Annotated in this window: 22 protein-coding genes; 4 read left to right on the top strand and 18 right to left on the bottom strand. The window is 65.3% G+C overall.

Features of this window, described 5'->3' with window-relative positions:
* Positions 1-33 precede the first annotated feature (33 nt).
* The 9 genes from CIT37_RS06600 to CIT37_RS06560 all read right to left on the bottom strand — a co-directional run bounded on the left by CIT37_RS06600 (position 34) and on the right by CIT37_RS06560 (position 6,889).
* A complete protein-coding gene (locus CIT37_RS06600; RefSeq protein ID WP_161966340.1) occupies positions 34-1,053 on the bottom strand; it encodes a WD40 repeat domain-containing protein in 1,020 nt (339 codons plus the stop codon).
* Positions 1,053-2,099 (bottom strand): CobW family GTP-binding protein, encoded by a 1,047-nt coding sequence (locus CIT37_RS06595; RefSeq protein WP_018316192.1) that lies wholly within the window; start codon positions 2,097-2,099, stop codon positions 1,053-1,055. The genes CIT37_RS06600 and CIT37_RS06595 overlap by 1 nt, the downstream gene beginning before the upstream one ends.
* Before the next feature lie 55 nt (positions 2,100-2,154).
* A complete protein-coding gene (locus CIT37_RS06590) occupies positions 2,155-3,018 on the bottom strand; it encodes a metal ABC transporter solute-binding protein, Zn/Mn family (RefSeq protein WP_038950610.1) in 864 nt (287 codons plus the stop codon).
* Between the two features lie 5 nt (positions 3,019-3,023).
* Positions 3,024-3,893, bottom strand: a complete 870-nt coding sequence (locus CIT37_RS06585) for a metal ABC transporter permease (protein WP_038950611.1) — start codon at positions 3,891-3,893, stop codon at positions 3,024-3,026.
* Positions 3,894-3,899: 6 nt separating this feature from the next.
* The gene (locus CIT37_RS06580; protein WP_028139984.1) at positions 3,900-4,655 is read right to left on the bottom strand and encodes a metal ABC transporter ATP-binding protein; all 756 of its coding nucleotides are present in this window, start codon (positions 4,653-4,655) and stop codon (positions 3,900-3,902) included.
* Between the two features lie 2 nt (positions 4,656-4,657).
* A complete protein-coding gene (locus CIT37_RS06575) occupies positions 4,658-4,906 on the bottom strand; it encodes a hypothetical protein (protein WP_038950612.1) in 249 nt (82 codons plus the stop codon).
* A gap of 46 nt (positions 4,907-4,952) precedes the next feature.
* Positions 4,953-5,453: a hypothetical protein gene (locus tag CIT37_RS06570; protein WP_018316197.1), complete on the bottom strand. Its 501-nt coding sequence runs from the start codon at positions 5,451-5,453 to the stop codon at positions 4,953-4,955.
* On the bottom strand, positions 5,450-6,061 hold the full coding sequence (locus CIT37_RS06565; RefSeq protein ID WP_038950613.1) for a permease: 612 nt from the start codon (positions 6,059-6,061) through the stop codon (positions 5,450-5,452). The genes CIT37_RS06570 and CIT37_RS06565 overlap by 4 nt, the downstream gene beginning before the upstream one ends.
* Before the next feature lie 231 nt (positions 6,062-6,292).
* Entirely contained in the window at positions 6,293-6,889 is a 597-nt protein-coding gene (locus CIT37_RS06560; RefSeq protein WP_028139981.1) for a superoxide dismutase, read from the bottom strand.
* Positions 6,890-7,130: 241 nt separating this feature from the next.
* Here CIT37_RS06560 and CIT37_RS06555 point away from each other — a divergent pair, with 241 nt between their 5' ends.
* The 3 genes from CIT37_RS06555 (at position 7,131) to CIT37_RS06545 (ending at position 9,668) form a co-directional block, all read left to right on the top strand.
* The gene (locus CIT37_RS06555) at positions 7,131-7,658 is read left to right on the top strand and encodes a GNAT family N-acetyltransferase (RefSeq protein WP_038950614.1); all 528 of its coding nucleotides are present in this window, start codon (positions 7,131-7,133) and stop codon (positions 7,656-7,658) included.
* Positions 7,659-7,740: 82 nt separating this feature from the next.
* Positions 7,741-9,126: an MATE family efflux transporter gene (locus CIT37_RS06550; protein ID WP_038950615.1), complete on the top strand. Its 1,386-nt coding sequence runs from the start codon at positions 7,741-7,743 to the stop codon at positions 9,124-9,126.
* Between the two features lie 107 nt (positions 9,127-9,233).
* Positions 9,234-9,668: a DUF2147 domain-containing protein gene (locus CIT37_RS06545; protein ID WP_028139978.1), complete on the top strand. Its 435-nt coding sequence runs from the start codon at positions 9,234-9,236 to the stop codon at positions 9,666-9,668.
* A gap of 149 nt (positions 9,669-9,817) precedes the next feature.
* On the opposite strand, the gene CIT37_RS06540 is transcribed toward CIT37_RS06545, so the two are convergent.
* Positions 9,818-10,963: a DUF3095 domain-containing protein gene (locus tag CIT37_RS06540; RefSeq protein ID WP_095425173.1), complete on the bottom strand. Its 1,146-nt coding sequence runs from the start codon at positions 10,961-10,963 to the stop codon at positions 9,818-9,820.
* A gap of 240 nt (positions 10,964-11,203) precedes the next feature.
* Here CIT37_RS06540 and CIT37_RS06535 point away from each other — a divergent pair, with 240 nt between their 5' ends.
* Positions 11,204-11,590: a hypothetical protein gene (locus tag CIT37_RS06535; protein ID WP_095425207.1), complete on the top strand. Its 387-nt coding sequence runs from the start codon at positions 11,204-11,206 to the stop codon at positions 11,588-11,590.
* 4 nt (positions 11,591-11,594) lie between these two features.
* Here the strand turns inward: CIT37_RS06535 and CIT37_RS06530 are convergent, their stop codons facing one another.
* From CIT37_RS06530 to htpG, 8 genes are all read right to left on the bottom strand, one after another.
* Positions 11,595-11,804, bottom strand: coding sequence for a hypothetical protein (locus tag CIT37_RS06530; RefSeq protein ID WP_028139975.1), 210 nt, complete (start codon positions 11,802-11,804; stop codon positions 11,595-11,597).
* A 126-nt stretch (positions 11,805-11,930) separates the two neighbouring features.
* Positions 11,931-12,653, bottom strand: a complete 723-nt coding sequence (locus CIT37_RS06525; protein ID WP_095425172.1) for an SDR family NAD(P)-dependent oxidoreductase — start codon at positions 12,651-12,653, stop codon at positions 11,931-11,933.
* On the bottom strand, positions 12,646-14,028 hold the full coding sequence (locus tag CIT37_RS06520) for a class I adenylate-forming enzyme family protein (RefSeq protein WP_161966339.1): 1,383 nt from the start codon (positions 14,026-14,028) through the stop codon (positions 12,646-12,648). Before CIT37_RS06520 ends, CIT37_RS06525 begins: the two co-directional genes overlap by 8 nt.
* A complete protein-coding gene (locus tag CIT37_RS06515) occupies positions 14,015-14,260 on the bottom strand; it encodes an acyl carrier protein (RefSeq protein WP_008543699.1) in 246 nt (81 codons plus the stop codon). The genes CIT37_RS06520 and CIT37_RS06515 overlap by 14 nt, the downstream gene beginning before the upstream one ends.
* Before the next feature lie 141 nt (positions 14,261-14,401).
* Positions 14,402-16,216 carry a long-chain-acyl-CoA synthetase gene (locus tag CIT37_RS06510; protein ID WP_095425205.1) on the bottom strand — a complete coding sequence of 605 codons (1,815 nt, stop codon included), beginning with the start codon at positions 16,214-16,216 and terminating at the stop codon, positions 14,402-14,404.
* Between the two features lie 228 nt (positions 16,217-16,444).
* A complete protein-coding gene (locus CIT37_RS06505; protein ID WP_095425171.1) occupies positions 16,445-16,714 on the bottom strand; it encodes a DUF3551 domain-containing protein in 270 nt (89 codons plus the stop codon).
* A gap of 33 nt (positions 16,715-16,747) precedes the next feature.
* Positions 16,748-17,026 (bottom strand): DUF3551 domain-containing protein, encoded by a 279-nt coding sequence (locus CIT37_RS06500; RefSeq protein ID WP_028139969.1) that lies wholly within the window; start codon positions 17,024-17,026, stop codon positions 16,748-16,750.
* Between the two features lie 128 nt (positions 17,027-17,154).
* Positions 17,155-19,032, bottom strand: a complete 1,878-nt coding sequence (htpG, locus tag CIT37_RS06495; RefSeq protein WP_095425170.1) for a molecular chaperone HtpG — start codon at positions 19,030-19,032, stop codon at positions 17,155-17,157.
* Positions 19,033-19,120 lie beyond the last annotated feature (88 nt).

Raw genomic sequence — 19,120 nt, 5'->3', positions numbered from 1 at the left:
CTTTGCCCACCCTACGGCCGGAACCATGACGGATTAAAGCTCCAGCAGACCGCCGTCCCCATTTTCATCGGCGAAGGCGAGCAGCGTGCCCTTGGCGTTCCAGGCGATCGCAGCCACCGGCGGGGTGCCGTTGCGGCGAACCAGGATCTCGGCGCCGTCCTCCAGCCGCACCATCAGCACGGTGCCGTCGCTGTAGCCGGCGGCGAGGATGTCGTTCTTGGGGTGACAGGCGACCACGGAGACCCGCGCCTGCAGCGGCGCCAGCATCGCGGGCTCCTTGCCCATCGGGCCGTCCTTGCTGGCGAACGGCCACAGGATGATGGTGTCGGCACCCGAGGTCGCCAGCGCCTTGCCGCCCGCGCTCCAGGACATCGAGCGGACGCGGCCGGGATAGCCGGTCATGCGCATATGCCTGTTGTCGGCAAGCCGCCAGCCATGCAGCGCCGCCTCGTGCATCGTGGTGACCAGGAACTTGTTGTCCGGGCTGAAGGTGACGCCGAGATGCGAGCCGGCCCAGGGCAGGAATTCGGCTGATCCCGCCATGTTCGGAAACCACAGCGTCGCGCCGTTGTAATGGGCAATCGCGAGCCGCAGGCCCTTCGGCGCGAACGCAAGCCCGCCGACGGTCGAGGGCACCTCGAGCGACTTCTCCTCAGTCTTGCCGCTCTTGACGAACGCCGTCTTGCCGGCCGACCAGGCGTAGGAGCCGTCCGCATGCAGCGCCACCGCATCGATCCAGCGTCGCTTGGGATCGGTGGCGAGCAGCGTCACCTCGCCCTTGGCGTCGAGCGAGACGACCTTGCCGTCGTCGCCGCCCATGACGAGGCGCTTGCCGTCGGAGGCCGTCGAGAGAATGCCGCCGCCATGCACGGCGACCGTCGTGATTTCGCCTTGGGCGTCCACGAACGCGACGTTCTCTTCGCCGCCGACGAAGGCGGCGCGGGGGCCAAGGAAATGCACCGAGGTCACGCCCATGCCGAGCGTAACAGGCTTGACGCGATCGGTGACGGAGACGATCGAGGCGGTATCGGGGGCCGGCGTAAACTCTTTCATCACGAGACGATGCAGCTCTCAAAACCCTTGCGGATGGCCTCTTCCGGCAATTCGCGGCCGATGAAGACGAGGCGGCTCTCGCGCGGCTCGCCCTCCTTCCACTTCCGCTGATGGTCGCCCTCCAGCATCATGTGGACGCCCTGGAAGACGTAGCGGTCGTCGTCGTCGTGGAAGGCGAGGATGCCCTTGGAGCGCAGGATCTTGCCGCCCTCGACCTGCACCAAATTCTGGAGCCAGGGCATGAACACGTTCGGATCGAGCGGCTTGTCGGTCTTGAGCGACAGCGACTGCATGTCCTCGTCGTGATAGTGCTTCAGGCCGTGGCCGTGATCATGGTGGTGATGATCGTGGCCGTGATGGTGGTGATCATGGTCGTGGTCATGATCGTCGGCCTCCAGGAAATCCGGCTCGATATCGAGGATGCGGTCGAGATCGAAGGCGCCGCGGTCGAGCACGTCGGCCAGGGCCACCGAGCAGCGCTCGGTGCGGTGGAGTTTCGCATAGGGATTGATGCCGCGGATGCGGGCTTCGACCTCGGCAAGCTCGCCCTTGCTGACGAGATCGGTCTTGTTCAGCACGATGACGTCGGCAAAGGCGATCTGGTTCTTGGCCTCGGGCGCGTCCTTGAGCCGGTCGGACAGCCACTTGGCGTCGGCCACCGTGACGACGGCATCGAGGCGGGCGTTCTTCTGCACGTCCTCGTCGACGAAGAAAGTCTGCGCGACCGGCGCCGGATCGGCAAGGCCGGTGGTCTCGACGATGATGGCGTCGAACTTGCCCTTGCGCTTCATCAGGCCGTCCATGATGCGCACGAGGTCGCCGCGCACGGTGCAGCAGATGCAGCCATTGTTCATCTCGAACACTTCCTCATCGGCGCCGATGATGAGGTCGTTGTCGATGCCGATCTCGCCGAATTCGTTGACGATGACGGCGTATTTCTTGCCGTGGTTCTCGGACAGGATGCGGTTCAAGAGCGTGGTCTTGCCGGCACCGAGATAGCCGGTCAGGACGGTCACGGGGATTTTCTGGGAGGTCGCTTCAGACATAACAACTCCGGACATAGGGCTTTTTCGCGCGACGCGAGGCGGGGTGGCCCCTGCCCTAGTGGTCAAGCGCACTGGTCAGGGCCTTTATATTGTGCCTGACCATATCAATGTAAGTGGGTGCAGGCCCCTTTTCGCCGGTCAAACCGTCCGAAATCAGGGTCCCGCCGACTTTTGAGCCGGTCTCCGCCGCGATCCGCCGGATCAACCGGTCATCGCTGATATTTTCCAGGAACACGGCCGGTATTTTTTGGGCCTTGATCTGGCCGATGATGGCCGCGATGTCCCGGGCGCTCGGCTCGGTTTCGGTGGAGACCCCCAGGGGGGCGATGAACTGGATACCGTATTCGGCGGAAAAATAGCCGAAGGCGTCATGGGTGGAGATCACCTTGCGCCGCTCCGGCGGGATTTTCGCCACGGCCTCGCGGACCTCGCGGTCGAGCGTTTCGAGCTTTTCCAGATAGGCTTTTGCCTGGGCCCGGAAGAAGTCCGCATCATCCGGGGCGGCCGCGGCCAGCGCATTGGCGATGTCGGTTGCGTAGGCTTTGGCGTTGGGGACGGACTGCCAGGCATGGGGGTCTGCGGCCGAGCCGAGCTTCAGCGGCGTGATGCCGGCGCTCGCGGTGACGACCACTGCCTTGCTACCTGCAGACTGCACGAGCCGCGGCAGCCAGCCCTCCAGCCCGAGCCCATTGACGATGACGAGCCTTGCCTCCGCGACCCGCTTGGCATCGCTTGGCGCGGGCGTATAGACGTGGACGTCGCTATCGGGGCCGACCAGCGTCGTCACGTTGACCCGATCTCCCCCGACGTTACGGACGAAGTCGCCGAGGATCGAGAAGCTCGCGACGACGTTGAGCCGTTCCGCGGCGTGCAGCGGCGAGGCAGTCAGCAACAGCAGACAAAGCAGGATGAGCCGCATCGCCGTCACGCTTCCAGATGCCGGCCGGGAAACAGCTGCCGGACGATGCCGCCGACGCGGCCGAACAGCACGGAGACGATGTAGAGCACCGTCGCCACGAGAATGACCGCAGGGCCCGACGGCACGCGGGTCTGGAACGACAGCACGAGGCCGGCATAGCCGGAAGCCGCGGCGGCGATCACGGCGATGCAGATCATGACGGTGAGGTCGCGTGACCAGAACCGCGCGATGCCAGCCGGCAGGATCATCAGGCCGACCGCCAGCAACGTGCCGAGCGCCTGAAAGCCGTTGACGAGGTTGATCACGACCAGCGCAAGGAAGGCGAGATGCGCGGGACCGCCGGCGCGACTGACTGTCCGCAAGAACAAGGGATCGACGCTCTCGATCACCAGCGGCCGGTAGATCACCGCGAGCACGAGCAGCGTCACCGTGGCGTTGAAGGCGACCACCAGCAGGGTCTGGTCGTCCATCGCGAGGATGTTGCCGAACAGGACATGGAGCAGGTCGATATTGGTGCCCTTGATCGAGACGATGGTGACGCCGAGCGCAAGCGAGGCCAGGTAGAAGGTCGCGAGCGAGGCGTCCTCTTTCAGCCCGGTCGAGCGCGCGACGACTCCGGCGAGGATGGCGACGGCAAAGCCGGCGATGAGTCCGCCCGCCGTCATCGCGAACAAATTGAGGCCGGAGAGGAGGAAGCCCACCGCCGCGCCGGGAAGAATCGCATGCGCCATCGCATCGCCGACGAGGCTCATCCGCCGCAGCATCAGGAAGACGCCGATCGGCGCGCCGGCCAGCGACAATGCGATCACGGCGGCCAGCGCCCGCCGCATGAACTCGAATTCGGTGAAGGGACCGATCAGCGCGTCATAGAGCATCGGTGATCACGCCGCCCGCGAGTTGATGTCATCGGCCGCGCAGGCCGCGGCGGTGTCGTCAAAGGCCTCACACATCCGCATCGCCACCAGCAGGTTTTCCGGCGTCAGCACCTCCGCCGTCGGTCCCCACGCCACGGGGCCGCGCGCCAGCACCAGCGTCTCGCTGAAATGGTTGCGCACCATCTCCATGTCGTGCAGCGCGGCGAGCACGGTGCGGCCCTCGCCGTGCCAGTGCTTGACCAGCGCGAGCAGGTCGGCGGTGGTCTTGCTGTCGATGGCGTTGAAGGGCTCGTCGAGCACGATGAGCGAAGCGTCCTGCAGCAGCACGCGCGCAAACAGCACGCGCTGCATCTGGCCGCCCGAGAGCGTGCCGATCGGACGGTTCTCGAAACCGTTGAGGCCGACGGAGGCGATCGCGCGCAAGATCTTCCCGCGCGCGGCCTTGCCGATCCCGCCGAACAGGCCGGCGTTGCGCCACAGCCCGGTGCCGACGAAGTCGAACACCGAGATCGGGAAGCTGCGGTCGATCTCCGCGCTCTGCGGCAGATAGGCGATATCGCGAGAGTCGAGCCCGCCGAGATGGATGCTGCCGTCGAGCGGCCGGAGGATGCCGACGATGCCACGCAGCAGGGTCGACTTGCCCGCGCCATTCGGGCCGATCACGGCGACCAGCGCGCCACGCGCGACCTCGCCGTTGAGATGGTGCACCGCGGGATGCCGGTCATAGCCGAGCGTCACGTTGTGAAAGTGCAGCGCCGCCATCATCACCTCATCGCCAGGAAGACCACGCCCCAGAGCACGGCACAGACGGCGAGCGCGGCCCCGAGGCGCGCGGCCATGGTCATGCGCAGGATCGACCAGGGCGCGGCCTGGGCCGGATGCGGCGAGGCCGCGTCGTGGACATGGGCGTGGGTGTGGTCGTGCCCGTGCGAATGGCCATGAGCAGGCGAATGGTCATGGGAATGACCGTGAGCATGATCGTGATGATGGGCGTGGGACGTGGCGGGAACCATGCAGAGACGTTATATTATAACATTACCCCTGTCCACGACCGGGGTGTCAGGGCTTGCCGATCACCATCGCAATGGCCGCTGCCACGAATGGAAATGGCACCGACACGGCACAGCGGAACCAGACGAAGCGGGCGGGCATGAAGGGAATTTCCCACAAGATCACCCGCTGGAAGGCAAACAGGGCCCAGGCGACAACATAGGCCACCACCTGCGGCACACCGCCGCCCGACTTCAGCGCCACCGTGCCGATGGAGAAGCCGATCACGGGGCCGCCGGGGGTGGCGGCGCCGGCGACCACGGCGGTCGCAACTCCGAGCCAGCCGCTGTCCGGGCCGAGCCAGCCGGTGATCACCTCCTGCGGGATGATGGCGGCGATGTAGCCGGAGCCGATCACCCCGAGCGCGATCCGCGGCACGATGTTGATGAAGTCCATCGAGCCTTCGCGCAGCGAGGCCTTGAACACCGGAGGGCCGCGGCGAAACGCGATCAGGCCGACGCCGAACACCGAGCCCCACAACAGGATGTCGATGAAAAGCGCGGCGCTCATGCCGGGTCCTCGTCGCTTTCGCGCTTCCGATAGAGCCGGACATAGACGAAGCGGCCCAGGGCCCCTGCGAGCACCGGCAGCGGCAGCGAGATCAGAATCCGCCACAGCGTGAAGTCGGTGCCCATGATCGGGATTTCCCAGGCCACTGCCCGGCCATAGCCGATCAGGGTCCAGCTCACGACCATGGCGATGGTTGCGCCGAAATCGGCGCCGACCGCGAGCAGCGCACTCGCCACGGGATAGGCGGTGAAGGGACCGCCGGGCAGGATCGCGCCGAAGGCGGTGCCGATCAGAAGGCCCGTCAGGCCGGATTTCGGCCCGAGCGAGCGCGAGACCTTTTCATGCGGCAGGATCTCCGAGATGAAGGCCCCGAGCAGGCAGCCGGCGAGCACGCGCGGCAGGATGCCTGAGAACAGCGAGAGATCGTGGGTGAGAATATCGAGAACGCCGTCGGTGCCATCACGCCGCAAGACCAGCGCCGCGCTCACCGCGACCAGCGCGGCGATGATGATCGTCGACCAGCCGATCGGCTTGCGCACTCGCCCCGGCCGCGGCTCGGACTCGACGTCCTCGGCAGGCGCCGGGTCTTTCGGGGAAGGTTCTGACAACGGGCTCGGTTGGCTCGAGGGTGATGCCCGTCCTGATTAAGGGCGGCCTCCACACGATGCAAACAGTAGGATGACAGACCCGTGCGCGCGCCACGCAGGGCAATTCCGCACAGCAAAAAGGCGGCCGCGCGAGCGACCGCCCCTTGTCGTCCCGGGGCAGCGAAGCCGAACCCGGAATCTCGAGATCCCGGGTTCGATGCTGTGCATCGCCCCGGGATGACGGAGTAAAACTCAGGCCTTCTCGAACAGGGACTCGACGTATTCCCAGTTCACGAGGTTCTCGACGAACGCTTTGAGATAATCGGGGCGGCGATTGCGGTAGTCGATGTAGTAGGAGTGCTCCCAGACGTCGCAGCCGAGGATCGGGGTGGCGCCATGCACCAGCGGATTCTCGCCGTTCGGGGTCTTGGAGATCTCGAGCTTGCCGTTCTTGACCTGGAGCCAGCACCAGCCGGAGCCGAACTGGCCGACGCCGGCCGCCTGGAAGTCGGTCTTGAACTTCTCGAAGCCGCCGAGGTCCTCGTTGATCTTCTTCTCGATCTTGCCCGGCAGCTTGGTGCCGCCGCCATTGGGCTTCATCCAGCTCCAGAAGTGGATGTGGTTGTAGTGCTGGCCGGCATTGTTGAACACCGCGGGGTTCTTGCCGAACGAGCCCTTGACGATCTCTTCAAGGGACTTGCCTTCCCATTCGGTCCCCTTGAGCGCGTTGTTGCCGTTGGTGACGTAGGCCTGATGATGCTTGTCGTGGTGGAATTCCAGCGTCTCCTTCGACATGAACTGGCCGAGGGCGTCATAGGCGTAAGGGAGTGGGGGCAGCGTAAAGGTCATGGGATGTTGTCCGCGACTGATGGGGAACTGGCTTAACGGGGACTCTTATAGAAGGTTCCACCGCCGTTAAATACCGCCAATTTGCGAAAAGGCGCGATGCCACGGCTTGGCCGGATTGCACAACTTCGCCGCACCGAGGGACATCCAATCCGGGGCGGCCGTCCGCCGCAAAATATCATTGCCTTTGAACCGGTTATGACAGAACGAATGGACCGCGCAGCGTGTTGCGAGAGACAAAGCCATGAGCATCGAGATCGACATTTTGAACGGCGACGCCTCCTGGCCGATCGCGGAGCCGCTGCATCAGGCGGTCTGGGGACCGCACTTGGTCGCGGACAAGCCCTGGGCTCACATCAAATGGGCCAATGCGGACCTGCGCGTGCTGATCGAGACGCCCGAGGATGGCCTCGTCTGCCATGTCGGGATCTACTTCCGCACCGTCATCTGGAACGGACAGAAGGTCCATATCGGCGGAATCGGCGGGGTCTGCACCCGCGAGGACCGGCGCGGTCGCGGCTACGCGACCGTGGCGATCGACGCGGCCGTGCACACCATCAGGGCTAACGAAGCGGTCCGGTTCGCGCTGCTGTTTTGCGAGCCACACAATTTTTCGTTCTACGAGACCCGGAGCTGGCTGCCCTTCAAGGGCGAGGTCTATTGCGAACAGCCGGAGGGGCGGATCCGCTTCACCGAGATGGCGCCCTACGTCTTCAACATCGTCCGCGCGCCGACGCTGGGCACCATCGACCTATGCGGCCTGCCGTGGTGACCCCTGCGTGGCGTGAGGGCTGCCGCAGGGGCTCGGCCATCCTATAATATGTCGATCATCATCTAAATTCCGCCCGGTGAACATGACGATCGACGCCCCTGCAGACGCCGTCCCGCCGCTTGCGCCGGTCGCCTCTCCCATCGCCAGCCTGCTGACGGCCCCGATCCTGCCGACGCTGCTGCGGCTCGCGATCCCCAACATGATCGCGATGGTCGGCAGCACTTTGGTTGCGATCGCCGAGACCTCCTATATCGGCCGGCTCGGCACCATTCCGCTCGCCGCGATCGCGCTGGTGTTTCCGTTCGCGATGCTGACGCAGATGATGAGCGCGGGCGCGATGGGCGGCGGCGTTTCGTCCGCGATCAGCCGCGCGCTCGGCGCCGGGGATCGTGACCGCGCCGCGACGCTGGCGCTGCATGCCGCCATCATCGGCCTCTGCGGCGGGCTGTTCTTCACGGTGATGATGCTCGTCTTCGGCCGTTCCTTCTTCACGCTGCTCGGCGGGCGCGATCGCGTGCTCGAGGAGGCCAGCGGCTATTCGCAGGTGCTGTTCTCCGGCGCGGTCGCGATCTGGCTCGTCAACACGCTGGCCTCGGTGATCCGCGGCACCGGCGACATGCGCCTGCCGTCGATGACGCTGATCGGGGCGAGCGTGTTGCAGATCGCGCTCGGCGGCACGTTGGGGCTCGGCCTGTTCGGCGTGAAGCCCTTCGGCATGCCGGGCGTCGCCAGCGGCCAATTGATCGCGTTCACCTGCGCCGCGATCTTCTTCCTCTGGTATCTCGCGTCCGGCCGCAGCCGGCTGCCGCTGAATATTCGCGCGTTTCATTTCGAGCGCGCGATGTTCCTGGACATCCTCAAGGTTGGTGCGGTGGCCTGCCTGTCGCCGCTCCAGACCGTGCTCACCATTTTGATCTTCACGAAGATCCTGGCCACGTTCGGCACCGAGATGCTGGCCGGCTACGGCATCGGCTCGCGGCTGGAATTCTTGTTGATCCCGATCACGTTTGCCTTCGGCATCGCCTCGGTGCCGATGGTCGGCATGGCGATGGGCGCCGGACAGGTGAAGCGCGCCCGGCGTGTGGCCTGGACCGCCGCTGCAGCTTCCGGATTGACGGTCGGCCTGATCGGCCTCGCTGTCGCGCTCGCTCCATCGCTGTGGGTCGCACTCTTCACGCGCGATTCCGGCGTCACCGCCGCCGCGCACAGCTATTTCCACTGGGCCGGCCCGACCTTCGTGTTTTTCGGCATCGGCGTGTCGCTCTACTTCTCCTCGCAAGGCGCGACGCGCGTCGGCGGCCCTGTGCTCGCCTCCACCGCGCGGCTGTTGATCGTCGCGATCGGCGGCGTCGGCCTCATGATGACGCAGGCGCCGGCCTGGACCTTGTTCGCGCTGGTCGGCGGTGCCATGGCGGTGTTCGGCCTGTCGACTGCGGCCGCGGTCGCCTTCGCGCGCTGGGACAAATGATCGCAGGACAATGAACGAAGGCAATGAACGCAGGAATGTGATTCCAGCCTGCGTTGCACTATCCCGCCGGGCTGCTATGGAGGCGCTCCATTTTCGGGGCCTCTTCCATGACTTCCAGATTCGCTGCTCTCATCGTCCTCCTCGCTGCGCTGCTCGGCGCGACGGCCGCACATGCGCAGAGCGCCGATGGGACATGGCTCACCCAGGCGGGCGATGCGCGCGTCAAGATCAGCAAGTGCAGCGGCGGCATCTGCGGCGTCGTCGCCTGGCTGCGCGAGCCCTACGACACCGCGACCGGCCAACCCGCCACCGACAGCAAGAACCCCAATCGCGAGCTCGCCAGGCGCCCGATGATCGGCTTGCCATTGTTCAGCGGCATGCAGCCGTCCGGTCCGAACAAATGGTCCGGCCAGATCTACAACGCCGACGACGGCAGCACTTATGCCAGCAGCATCTCCGTGACGGGAGCGGATTCGCTGCGGGTCGAAGGCTGCGTCGGCGCGCTCTGCGGCGGAGAGACCTGGACGCGGGCGGGACGGTAACCCCGCTCTCGTGTCCCGGACGCGATGCAGCGTGCAACGCTGCTTCGCAGAGCCGGGACCCAGAAAGCAGCACGGTACGATCGAGACATGGGCCCCGGCTCAGCAGCGCATCACTGCGTGCTGCGCTGCGTCCGGGGCACGAGATCGTCCTACGCCATCATCGCCTTCAGCGCCGTCGCCGCCGAGGCGTAGCCGCCTCGCGCGCCATCAATGAAGTGCACGTGATCGCTGCGTAGCGCCGACGGCGTGAAGCAGGTCATCATGGCGGCATCCTGCTGGTAGAGGCCGTAGCGTACGATGCCGTCACGGGCCGCGATCGCCAGTCGGTCGCTCAGCGCGCGCTCGAGCTGCGGCGTGCAATCGAGGATCATGCGCAGGCCGTCGTCAAATTTCCTGAAGTCCGAGTTCTCGACCACCTGACGCCTGTAGACGTTTGGCACGAAGCCGCCGACGTTGAGGTCGAAGCGCATGATCAGATAGACGAACAGCGTATAGGCCAGCACGGTGGCGCGGCGCGCGAGCAGCGGACCACCGCGCCTGGTACGGGCTTCGTATTCCAGCCCCTGTGGCGGCCATTTCAGCGGCGGCCCCTGCGGCGGCACCGGACGGGCGCCGTCGGGGCTGCGCTCGACGAGGTGGATGATGTCCTCGATCACCTTGCGGAAGGCGTGCGGATCGGCGCCGCGCGCCGGCATCACCAGAACCGAGAGGATCAGCCCACGTGAGGCCGGTATCACCTCGAAGCGGCAGGACAGGCCCGAGAGATCGGGCTGCGTGCCCGCCGGCGCGGCCGGGACGGCAAACTCCCCGCGCTTCATTGCGGCATCGGCGAAGGCGAGCCCGCCGCCCGAGAACATCGCGTAGGACAGGTTGGCCGACGGACCGAACCGCGCGACGCGCACGTCGAGGCCCTGCGCGCGGATGGCGCCGACCGGCACCAGCGCGACCCTCATCGTCAGATCGAGATCCTCCCGCACCCAGGTCGCGGTTGCCGCCAGCGCCTCTCGGGCAGATTCGAGATCGCCTGGCGCAACCGCAAAGCTGGCGCCGTCGCCGCCGAACACGAAGGGGAATTCGCGTCCTCCCAATGCGTTCGTCACCGCCGCGATCACGGCGGCGCCGGCCATGTTCACCGCCTTGTAGCGCTGCGCCGCGATCGCCTTGGTGGAATCGACGATATCGGCAACGCCGATGCTCCAATCGTCCGGCAGCGGCGCATAGAGCGCAGGATCCATCAGGCTGGTGAAGCCGCGGAAGACGGGAATGCCGCCATAGAAGGATTCGCCTGAGATCATCGGGAATGCCGGATGGTTGGAATGCGAAACAAATACGTGGCAGGATCGATCCGGGTTCGCCGGCCGGCGGCCCCTTTCAATCTTTGGCCGAAACGGGCCAGGACAACAAGATAAGGCGACAACAAGATACGGCAGCAACAACACGAGGCCGCGCTGCAATGCCGCAGCGTGTCATTGATCGGCATCAAGCGGCCGGTCGGGAAGAACGGCTATCGTCTTCAGCTCCAAGGGTTGCATGGGATGATCGAGGTGTCCGACTTCGGCAGCAAGGATTCCACCTCTCCGCTCCGCCGGCACACGGGCATCGACCCGATCAGCGCGGTGAAGATGCCCGAAAGACTGACGGCAGCCGTCGATGCCTGGGCTGAAGCCCATCAACTGACCCGCTCGGATGCAATCTGCAAGCTGATCGAGCTGGGCCTGAAGGTCGCGCCTCCGGTCCTCTCCCCGGTGCACCCGATCGCATCGGACGCCGCCAGGATCGAAGAGATCGCGGTCCACGAGATCGAGACGCTGCTCGATCCGGCATTGCCCGTGGACGAACGCGACCGCCGCATCCGCCGCCTCACCGAAGGGCCGCCGGAATTTTCACACGAACGAATTGACCTGCCGAAAGACCGGACCTGAGCTGCTAATGCAGCTTCTCGTCCTGACGCTTGCGCAAACTATCGGGAGACGCATCGTGGCAGCCGACCAGGCGCACGAATTGCTGCGGGTACATTTCGTGGCCATGACCGCCGGAATTCTGGTGCGTCATCGGCGGGCAACGGGCATCGTCCGGCTTCGCGCGGGATTGCTCGGCCCGGCCCTGATTTGAAGCGGTCATGTTGGGCATGGTCATGGACTGCTCCCTGTCGATTAGGGCAGATCGATTGACGTAACCCAATCGATTGCGGGGCATCTTACGACCAAATCCGGCTGCATGTCATTGTGCCGGATCAATTCAATTGTGACGGCGGAGTTCCGCTTATGCCGTGTTTCCCGCATCGATGGTGAACACCGTACCTGTCACGTTGCGACCACCCTCGCCGAGCAGATACTCCACCATGCGGGCGACGTCGTCCGTCTCCGGCAGGCGGCGCAGCGCGCTGCGGCCGGCGATGCGCTTGCGCGCCTCGTCGGACAGGTTGTGCGTGAGCTCGGTGTCGATGAAACCCGGCGCGATCGCGTTCACGGTGATGCCGAGCTTGCCGACCTCGCGCGCGAGCGAGCGGGTGAAGCCGGTGGCGGCCGCCTTGGTTGCGCCATAGACGGACAGGCCGTTGTAGCCGGTGGTCGCGATGATCGAGGAGATGTTGACGATGCGGCCGGCGCCGTCGGCCATCATCTGCCGTGCCACATATTTGGTGAGGATGATCGGCGACAGCACGTTGAGCTGCACCAATGCCTCGATCTCGGAATTATGCATGGTGGCGAGCAGGCCTTCGGTGCCGAGGCCGGCATTGTTGACGAGGCCGTAGGTCGGGCCGAACTCGTCGCGCACGAGTTTTGCAAAAGCCGGAATGGCGTCGATCACGGCAAGGTCGCAGGCGCGGAAATGAAGGCGCCCTTCGGACTCCGCAATCGCGGCCTTGAGCTCCTCGCTCTCGCGTCGGGCGGCCGCGACCACGTTGTAGCCGGCGCCGGCGAGGCGCTTGCCGATCGCAAGGCCGATGCCGCGGCTGCCGCCGGTGACGAGGACATTATGCATCGGTGCGCGCCAGTTTTCCGGCCGGGGTGACGTCGAGCGCCTCGACGAAGCGGATCACCGCCGGCACCTTGTGGGACGCGAGCTGCGCGCGGCACCGCTCCAGGATCTGGTCGCGGATCTCTTTCGCGCGCGCGGGATCGGTACCCTCGGTGAGGATCACGTCGGAGACCACGATGCCGCCGGTGATCGGGCTCTTGCGCGATTTGGCCCGCGACATCCGCACGTCGGGATGGCGGTTGATGACCGCCTCGATCTCTTCGGGGTGGACCTTCAGCCCGCCGATATTGATGATGCCGCCGCGGCGGCCGACGAAATAATAGCGCTCGCCGCGCAGCTCGACGATGTCGCCGCTGTCGACAAATCCGTCGTCATCGGTGAGCGCGGCGGCATTGCGGCCGACATAGGCATGCGCGGTGCGCGTCGAACGGATACGGAGCGAGCCGTCCACCACCTTCATCTCGACGCCATTGCGATTGCCGAGATAGTCGGCCGGAAAGCCTTCCAGGCCGTCGTTGACGGCAAAGCCGACGCCGGCTTCGGTCGAGGCATAGGCATGACCGACGGAGGAGTTGGGGAATGCCGCCTTCAGCCCGTCGAGCACCGCCTGGTCGGCGATTTCACCGGAGAGGCGGACGTAAGCCGGAGCGAATTGCGCGGCCGAACCGCTCATCAGGAGCTTGCGCCAGTGCGAGGGCGTGCCGGAGATGTGCGAGACGCCGCGCGCCTTCAGCCGCGCGACGTGATCGCCGAGCGCCTCATGGGGATCGGACAGCACCATCGAGCCGCCGGAAAGGACGGCGCGCAGGAAGATTTGCAGGCCGCCATAGCGGCGAATGTCATAGAAGGTCGCCCAGACCGGCGCCGCGCCCCGCGCGGGGCCTTCGGCAACGATCGCGCCGGTCAGCGCCTCCAGCGTGTGGCCGACGATCTTCGGCACGCCCGAGGTACCCGAGGTGAGCATCAGCCATTCCGTTCCGCGTTCGGTCTTGACCGGCGCGGTGGCTTCAGGCGGCAATTGCGCAGTGACGATGAGCGGGATGCCAGTCCCGGCCCGGCGGTCGGATTCGTCGGTCACGACGGCATCGATCCCGGCATCGGCGATCAGCGCCTCGAGATACGCCGGATTGAGATCGGGCGGGCACAGAAGCATGCGACGCGCGATGCCGTCGAGCTCGATCATGGCAAGGCCCGACCGCAGCTGATCGGACAATTTGAGCAGCACGGAGCGGCCGGATAATTCGCGCAGGCGGCCGCCCAGGACCGTCTGCGACAGGATATCGGTCAGCGACACGCAGGTGTGCGCGTCCGACAGCGTACGGCCGGTCAGCTCCGCGCCGAGATGGTCGCGAAGCGCAAAGATCTCACGCGGGGACATTTTCGTAGGCCCGCACGAAATCGCCGACCGTGGCGGGAAACGCTGCGTCCTCGGAGATGGTGAAGGGGTCGACGCCGGTCTCGTCCTCGAGGCGCGCGACCAGGATGGCGAAGGCGAGCGAGTCGAAACCCGTCTCGTGCAGCGACAGATCGTCCGAGAGCGCGGGAAGCGTGACGTGCTGCTCTTTGGCGATCTGCTGGATCGCGTCAATGACCTTAGACCTTACCGACATGGCTGGCTCGCTTTGTTATCGTTGGCGTTGCGGCGGCTCTTGCTGGCCGCCTCCCCATGGCCGCTTGTTTACCCGACAGAAGTAAATGGCTTCTTGGACAATTCAGATAAAATTGGACCTATCTGCGGATTTTGGCGCGATTTACAGCCTGATCGAGCCGTCCACGATTCGCGCATAGGCCTCCGTATCGAGCGCCACATAGGCCCCGGACTTCGGGTCTGCCATGAACAGCGGATCGGAGATCGCGGCGGGATCGAAGCCCTCCCGCGACAGATCGCCCTTCTTCTGCTTGAACGTCTCGGTCGCATCGATCTCGCTGGAGACGCGAATGAAGACGGGCCGTGCGTAGGCCGGCAGGCGCTGCGCGAGATGTGCGGGCAATGCCGCAATGTCAAAACCCTCGTTGACGACGATCACGCTCATGCCGGCGCGGCCGTCGGCGCCGGGGACGCTGACGCCGTAGGTGGTGGCATCGACCACGCCGGTGAAATCGCGCATTGCGTCATTGACCTCCGAGGTCGCGACGTTCTCACCCTTCCAGCGGAACGTGTCCCCGATCCGATCGACGAAATGGAAGAAGCCCTTGTCATCGATCCGCATCAGATCGCCGGTGCGGAACCAGGCATCGCCCCTGGCAAAGACATCGCGAAGAACCTTCTTCTCGGTCTCGCCGGGGTCGGTGTAGCCCTCGAACCGGCCGCCGCCTTCATCGGCGGTGCCGATGCGGCCGATGGCTTCGCCGGCCTCGCCGCGGGCGCAGGCGAGGCAAAACCCCTCTTCGTTGCGCAGCGGCGCGCCGCTGTCGGGATCGAGCTTGACGAGATTGGCAGGGAAGCGATGCGCCAGCAGCGGCGGGATGCGACCGATCGCGCCCGGCTGCCCCTCGACGTTGAACAGCGAGAAATTGCCTTCCGTCGCCGCATAGAATTCGAGGATGCGCGGAATGGCGAAGCGCGCCTGAAAGTCTTCCCAGATGTCACCGCGCAGGCCGTTGCCGCAGACGAGGCGGAGACGATGCCGGTTCTCATATTCCGACGGCGCCGCCTTGAGCAGATAACGGCAGAGCTCGCCGATATATTGAAACAACGTGCAGTCATGGCGCACGATGTCGGACCAGAAATGCGAGGCCGAGAATTTCTCCGCGATCACCACCGAGCCGCCGGCAGCGAGCATGCTGCAGGGCGCGACGATGCCGCCGACCGAGTGAAACAGCGGCAGGCAATCGTAGAGCCGGTCTTGCGGGCTCGCGCCGGTGAGGCCGGCGAACCAAAGGCCCCAATTGAGAATGCGGCGGTGGCTGATGCTGGCAGCCTTCGGCAGGCCAGTGGTGCCTGAGGTGTAGATCAATAGCGCGCGATCATCGATGGTGACCTCGCCGTGCTCCTCCGGCGACAAAGGAGCATCGTCCAGCGCCGCAAGGGCGACGTCGATGGCGCGCTCGCTGCGGGCATCGCCATGCGTCCAGACCTTGGCCTGCGTCTTCAGATGCGGCGTTGCGCTCTCCAGCATCTCCGTCAGCTCATGCGCAACGATGATATGCGAGGGCTTTGCCACATCGAGGCAATGCGCGAGCGATTGCCCCACCAGCTTGGTATTGAGCAGCGCCGCCACACCGCCGATCCGGCTGATGCCGAGCCAGGCCGCGACATAATCGATGCCGTTCGGCATGATCAACGCGACCCTATCACCCTTGGCCACACCGGCCGAGCGCGCCCAGCGCGCGTAGCGCTTGATGCGCTTCGACAGGCCTTCATAGTCGAGACTTGCGTCGTCCATGACCAGCGCGACGCGGTCGGGCTGGCGTTGCGCCCAATCGTCGATGACGTCCGCGAACAGACGTCCCGGCAGCGTCTCGATCCGCGCGGTGAGCTCGATGGCCTTCAGCCATATCTTTGAAGCCGAAGGCGCGCGCGCGACGGTTTGTCGTTCGATGACACCGGTGGTCATGCCGTTGATTCTTTCGGGCCGCCTGCTGACATCAGGCAATCTAGCCCCCGCGCCCTGCCCAGGTGTTAAGAGACAAGGTAAAACTCTGTTAGGGCGCGGTTAACTCTAGTGATCCTTTGCCGCCGCACGGCAACGCCGGAGAGTTCGGCGGCATGGTGACGGCCGAGACCGATCGCACTGGCCCAAGGTGGTCGAGCTGTGGGGGCAGGAAGGAGTAGCGCGCAGCACCTGCCGACGCTAGCCGCTACGCCTGTAGCGCAAGTGCGGCGGCGGCGCGTGAACCGGATAATACGGATTGAGATCGCAGATCGCGGATCGGCCATAAGCAGTGGCGCGGCACTGCGGCAACGAGGTGAAGGAGCAGTCGTACCACTCCCCGCCTCCCCCGTTCGCACCTGAATAAACGTGCATGCAGACGGGATAGCGCGGATCAAAGGTCTGCGCATTCGCTGACGCGGGCGTGAGCAGTGCGCCGGCGGTCATGATCAGGCCGAACGAGAAGCGCATAAACAGTGTTCCGGTGCGTTGCATCGCAGATCGCTATTGCTGTTTCTTGTGACGCCGGCGCGGCGGCGGCTGGTCGAAGGCGTAGTAGGGATTGACGTCGCAGCTGGCCGAGCGGCCCGACGCGGTCGCGCGGCACTGCGGCAGCGAGGTGAAAGAGCAGTCGAAATAATCGCCGCCGCCACCGCCGAAGCCGCCGCCGGGCGTGTAAACGTGCATGCACACCGGGTAGCGCGGATCATAGGTCTGGGCGCTGGCATCCGCCGCGACGAACAGCGTGGCAATCGCGGTGAGGGTCAGAATCGACAGGCGCATGGACTTAGTCCTCGAATCGACGGCGTCGTCGGATCCGATGCCGACGGCCTCGTATGGCATAACACCAGGCCGGAGGCGACTGTTCCTAGGGACAGATGACGGCAAGGTGAGCGCCGCGGGCTGCGGCGCTAGGCGCCGAGCCCCTGCAGCACCAGCCGGTTCAGCCTCGCCGCAAACGCGGCGGGATCCTCCGGCAGTTCACCGTCCAGGATCTGCGCCTGCTCGAGCAGGAGCAGGCTGAGATCGTCGACCGCCTTCGAGCCGGCTTGCGCCTTGGCGATCGCGCCCACCATCGGATGGCGCAGATTGATCTCCAGGATCGGCTTGGTCTTCATGCCGCGGTTTTGCTGCGACAGGATGCGCTCGAGCTCGCGGCTCGGGCCCTGGCTGTCGGCGACGAGGCAGGAGGCCGAGCTGGTGAGGCGCGTCGAGGCCTTGACGTCGCTGACACGCTCGCCGAGCGCGGCCTTGATCACGGCGATGGTGGCGGCTTCATCCGCCTCGGGCTCGTCCTTCTTTGCCTCGTCCTTGTCATCGACGCGCGGAATCAGGTCGAGATTGAGATCGCCCTGGCTCAGTGACTTGAGCGGCTTGCCCTCGAACTCCGACGGCATCGAGGTCCAGAACGCATCGACGGGATCGGACAGCAGCAGCACCTCGATGCCGCGCGCGGTCGCAGCCTCCAGCCGCGGATTGGATTTCAGTCGCTCGATGCTGTCGCCGACGAGATAATAGATTTCGGTCTGGTTCGGCTTGAAATCGGCGATGACCTGCTTCAGCGACCGCTTCTCGCCCGACGTCGTGGTGAAGCGCGACAGTGCCAGCAGCTTTTCGCGCCGCTCGAAATCCTCGTAAATGCCTTCCTTGAGCACCGCACCGAAGGCGTCCCAGATCCTGGCAAAGTTCTCCGGATCCTTCTCGGCGAGGCTTTCGAGCTCCGACACGACCCGGGTCGCCACCGCTTTCCGGATCTGCGCCAGCTGTGGATTGTTCTGCAGCATCTCGCGGGAGATGTTGAGCGGGAGATCCTCGCTGTCGACGACACCGCGGATGAAGCGCAGATAGCCCGGCAACAGATCGGCATCGTCGGTGATGAAGACACGGCGGACGTAGAGCTTCACCCGGCCCTTGCGGTTCGGCTCGAACAAATCGAACGGCTTGGTCGAGGGCGCGAACAGCAGCACGGCGTAGGAGTAGCGGCCCTCGGCGCGGTAATGCAGCGTCATCGCGGGATCGTCGAAAGCCGAGGCGATCTGCTGATAGGCCTTCTTGTAGTCGTCGGCGGTCAGCTCGGATTTCGAGCGTTGCCACAGCGCGCTGGCCGAATTGATCTGGCGCGGCTCGCCCTCTTCCGGCACCAGCTCGATCGGGAACAGGATGTTGTCGGAATAGGCACCGACGATGCGCTCGATCTCAAAGCTCTCGAGATATTTCTTGGCGTCGTCCTTCAGGTGCAGGACGATCTCGGTGCCGCGCGTCACGCGGGCGGCCTCCTCGTCGCCGGCACGGGCGATCTCGAAACCGGAGCCGCCGGAGGACGTCCAGGTCCAGACGTCGCTCTCGCCGGCGCGGCGGCTGACCACGACGATCTTGTCGGCGACCATGAAGGCGGAATAGAAGCCGACGCCGAACTGGCCAATCAGGCCGAGGCCGTCCTTGGCCTCCTTCAGCTTCGACACGAACGCCTTGGTGCCGGAGCGGGCGATGGTGCCGAGATGGTCGATCAGCTCCTGCCGCTCCATGCCGATGCCGTTGTCGGCGATCGTGAGCGTCCCGGCCGCCTTGTTCGGGATGATGCGGATCTTGAGCGCGTCGCCCTCGCCGAGCAGCGAAGGACTTGCGATCGCCTCATAGCGCAGCTTGTCGCAAGCGTCCGAGGCATTGGAGACGAGCTCGCGCAGAAAGATATCGGTCTCGGAATAGACGGAGTGCACCATCAGGTGCAGAAGCTCGGAAACCTCGGCCTGGAAGGGCTGCGTATGCACAGCCGTGTCTGACGTCGTCATGCGTTTACCCGGTCAATACGAAGGGGAAGAAACCCGGGATATAACGCGAGCGTAGAGGGGATCAAGTGGACGTGAAGAATCGCCCTCC

It is taken from the genome of Bradyrhizobium ottawaense (assembly GCF_002278135.3).
GTDB lineage: Bacteria > Pseudomonadota > Alphaproteobacteria > Rhizobiales > Xanthobacteraceae > Bradyrhizobium > Bradyrhizobium ottawaense.
Note: the sequence above shows the minus strand (reverse complement) of the source record. Positions and strands in the feature narration are given on the sequence as shown.

Bases quoted from the DNA above. Each gene is read 5' to 3' on its own strand.
- CIT37_RS06530 (WP_028139975.1), bottom strand. From the start codon at position 11,804: ATGACCATGCCCAACATGACCGCTTCAAATCAGGGCCGGGCCGAGCAA.
- CIT37_RS06545 (WP_028139978.1), top strand. From the start codon at position 9,234: ATGACTTCCAGATTCGCTGCTCTCATCGTCCTCCTCGCTGCGCTGCTC.
- CIT37_RS06580 (WP_028139984.1), bottom strand. From the start codon at position 4,655: ATGGCGGCGCTGCACTTTCACAACGTGACGCTCGGCTATGACCGGCAT.
- CIT37_RS06570 (WP_018316197.1), bottom strand. From the start codon at position 5,453: ATGAGCGCCGCGCTTTTCATCGACATCCTGTTGTGGGGCTCGGTGTTC.
- CIT37_RS06520 (WP_161966339.1), bottom strand. From the start codon at position 14,028: ATGTCCCCGCGTGAGATCTTTGCGCTTCGCGACCATCTCGGCGCGGAG.
- CIT37_RS06585 (WP_038950611.1), bottom strand. From the start codon at position 3,893: ATGCTCTATGACGCGCTGATCGGTCCCTTCACCGAATTCGAGTTCATG.
- CIT37_RS06555 (WP_038950614.1), top strand. From the start codon at position 7,131: ATGAGCATCGAGATCGACATTTTGAACGGCGACGCCTCCTGGCCGATC.
- CIT37_RS06505 (WP_095425171.1), bottom strand. From the start codon at position 16,714: ATGCGCTTCTCGTTCGGCCTGATCATGACCGCCGGCGCACTGCTCACG.
- CIT37_RS06540 (WP_095425173.1), bottom strand. From the start codon at position 10,963: ATGATCTCAGGCGAATCCTTCTATGGCGGCATTCCCGTCTTCCGCGGC.
- CIT37_RS06550 (WP_038950615.1), top strand. From the start codon at position 7,741: ATGACGATCGACGCCCCTGCAGACGCCGTCCCGCCGCTTGCGCCGGTC.
- CIT37_RS06515 (WP_008543699.1), bottom strand. From the start codon at position 14,260: ATGTCGGTAAGGTCTAAGGTCATTGACGCGATCCAGCAGATCGCCAAA.
- htpG (WP_095425170.1), bottom strand. From the start codon at position 19,032: ATGACGACGTCAGACACGGCTGTGCATACGCAGCCCTTCCAGGCCGAG.
- CIT37_RS06590 (WP_038950610.1), bottom strand. From the start codon at position 3,018: ATGCGGCTCATCCTGCTTTGTCTGCTGTTGCTGACTGCCTCGCCGCTG.
- CIT37_RS06535 (WP_095425207.1), top strand. From the start codon at position 11,204: ATGATCGAGGTGTCCGACTTCGGCAGCAAGGATTCCACCTCTCCGCTC.
- CIT37_RS06525 (WP_095425172.1), bottom strand. From the start codon at position 12,653: ATGCATAATGTCCTCGTCACCGGCGGCAGCCGCGGCATCGGCCTTGCG.
- CIT37_RS06600 (WP_161966340.1), bottom strand. From the start codon at position 1,053: ATGAAAGAGTTTACGCCGGCCCCCGATACCGCCTCGATCGTCTCCGTC.
- CIT37_RS06595 (WP_018316192.1), bottom strand. From the start codon at position 2,099: ATGTCTGAAGCGACCTCCCAGAAAATCCCCGTGACCGTCCTGACCGGC.
- CIT37_RS06575 (WP_038950612.1), bottom strand. From the start codon at position 4,906: ATGGTTCCCGCCACGTCCCACGCCCATCATCACGATCATGCTCACGGT.
- CIT37_RS06560 (WP_028139981.1), bottom strand. From the start codon at position 6,889: ATGACCTTTACGCTGCCCCCACTCCCTTACGCCTATGACGCCCTCGGC.
- CIT37_RS06500 (WP_028139969.1), bottom strand. From the start codon at position 17,026: ATGCGCCTGTCGATTCTGACCCTCACCGCGATTGCCACGCTGTTCGTC.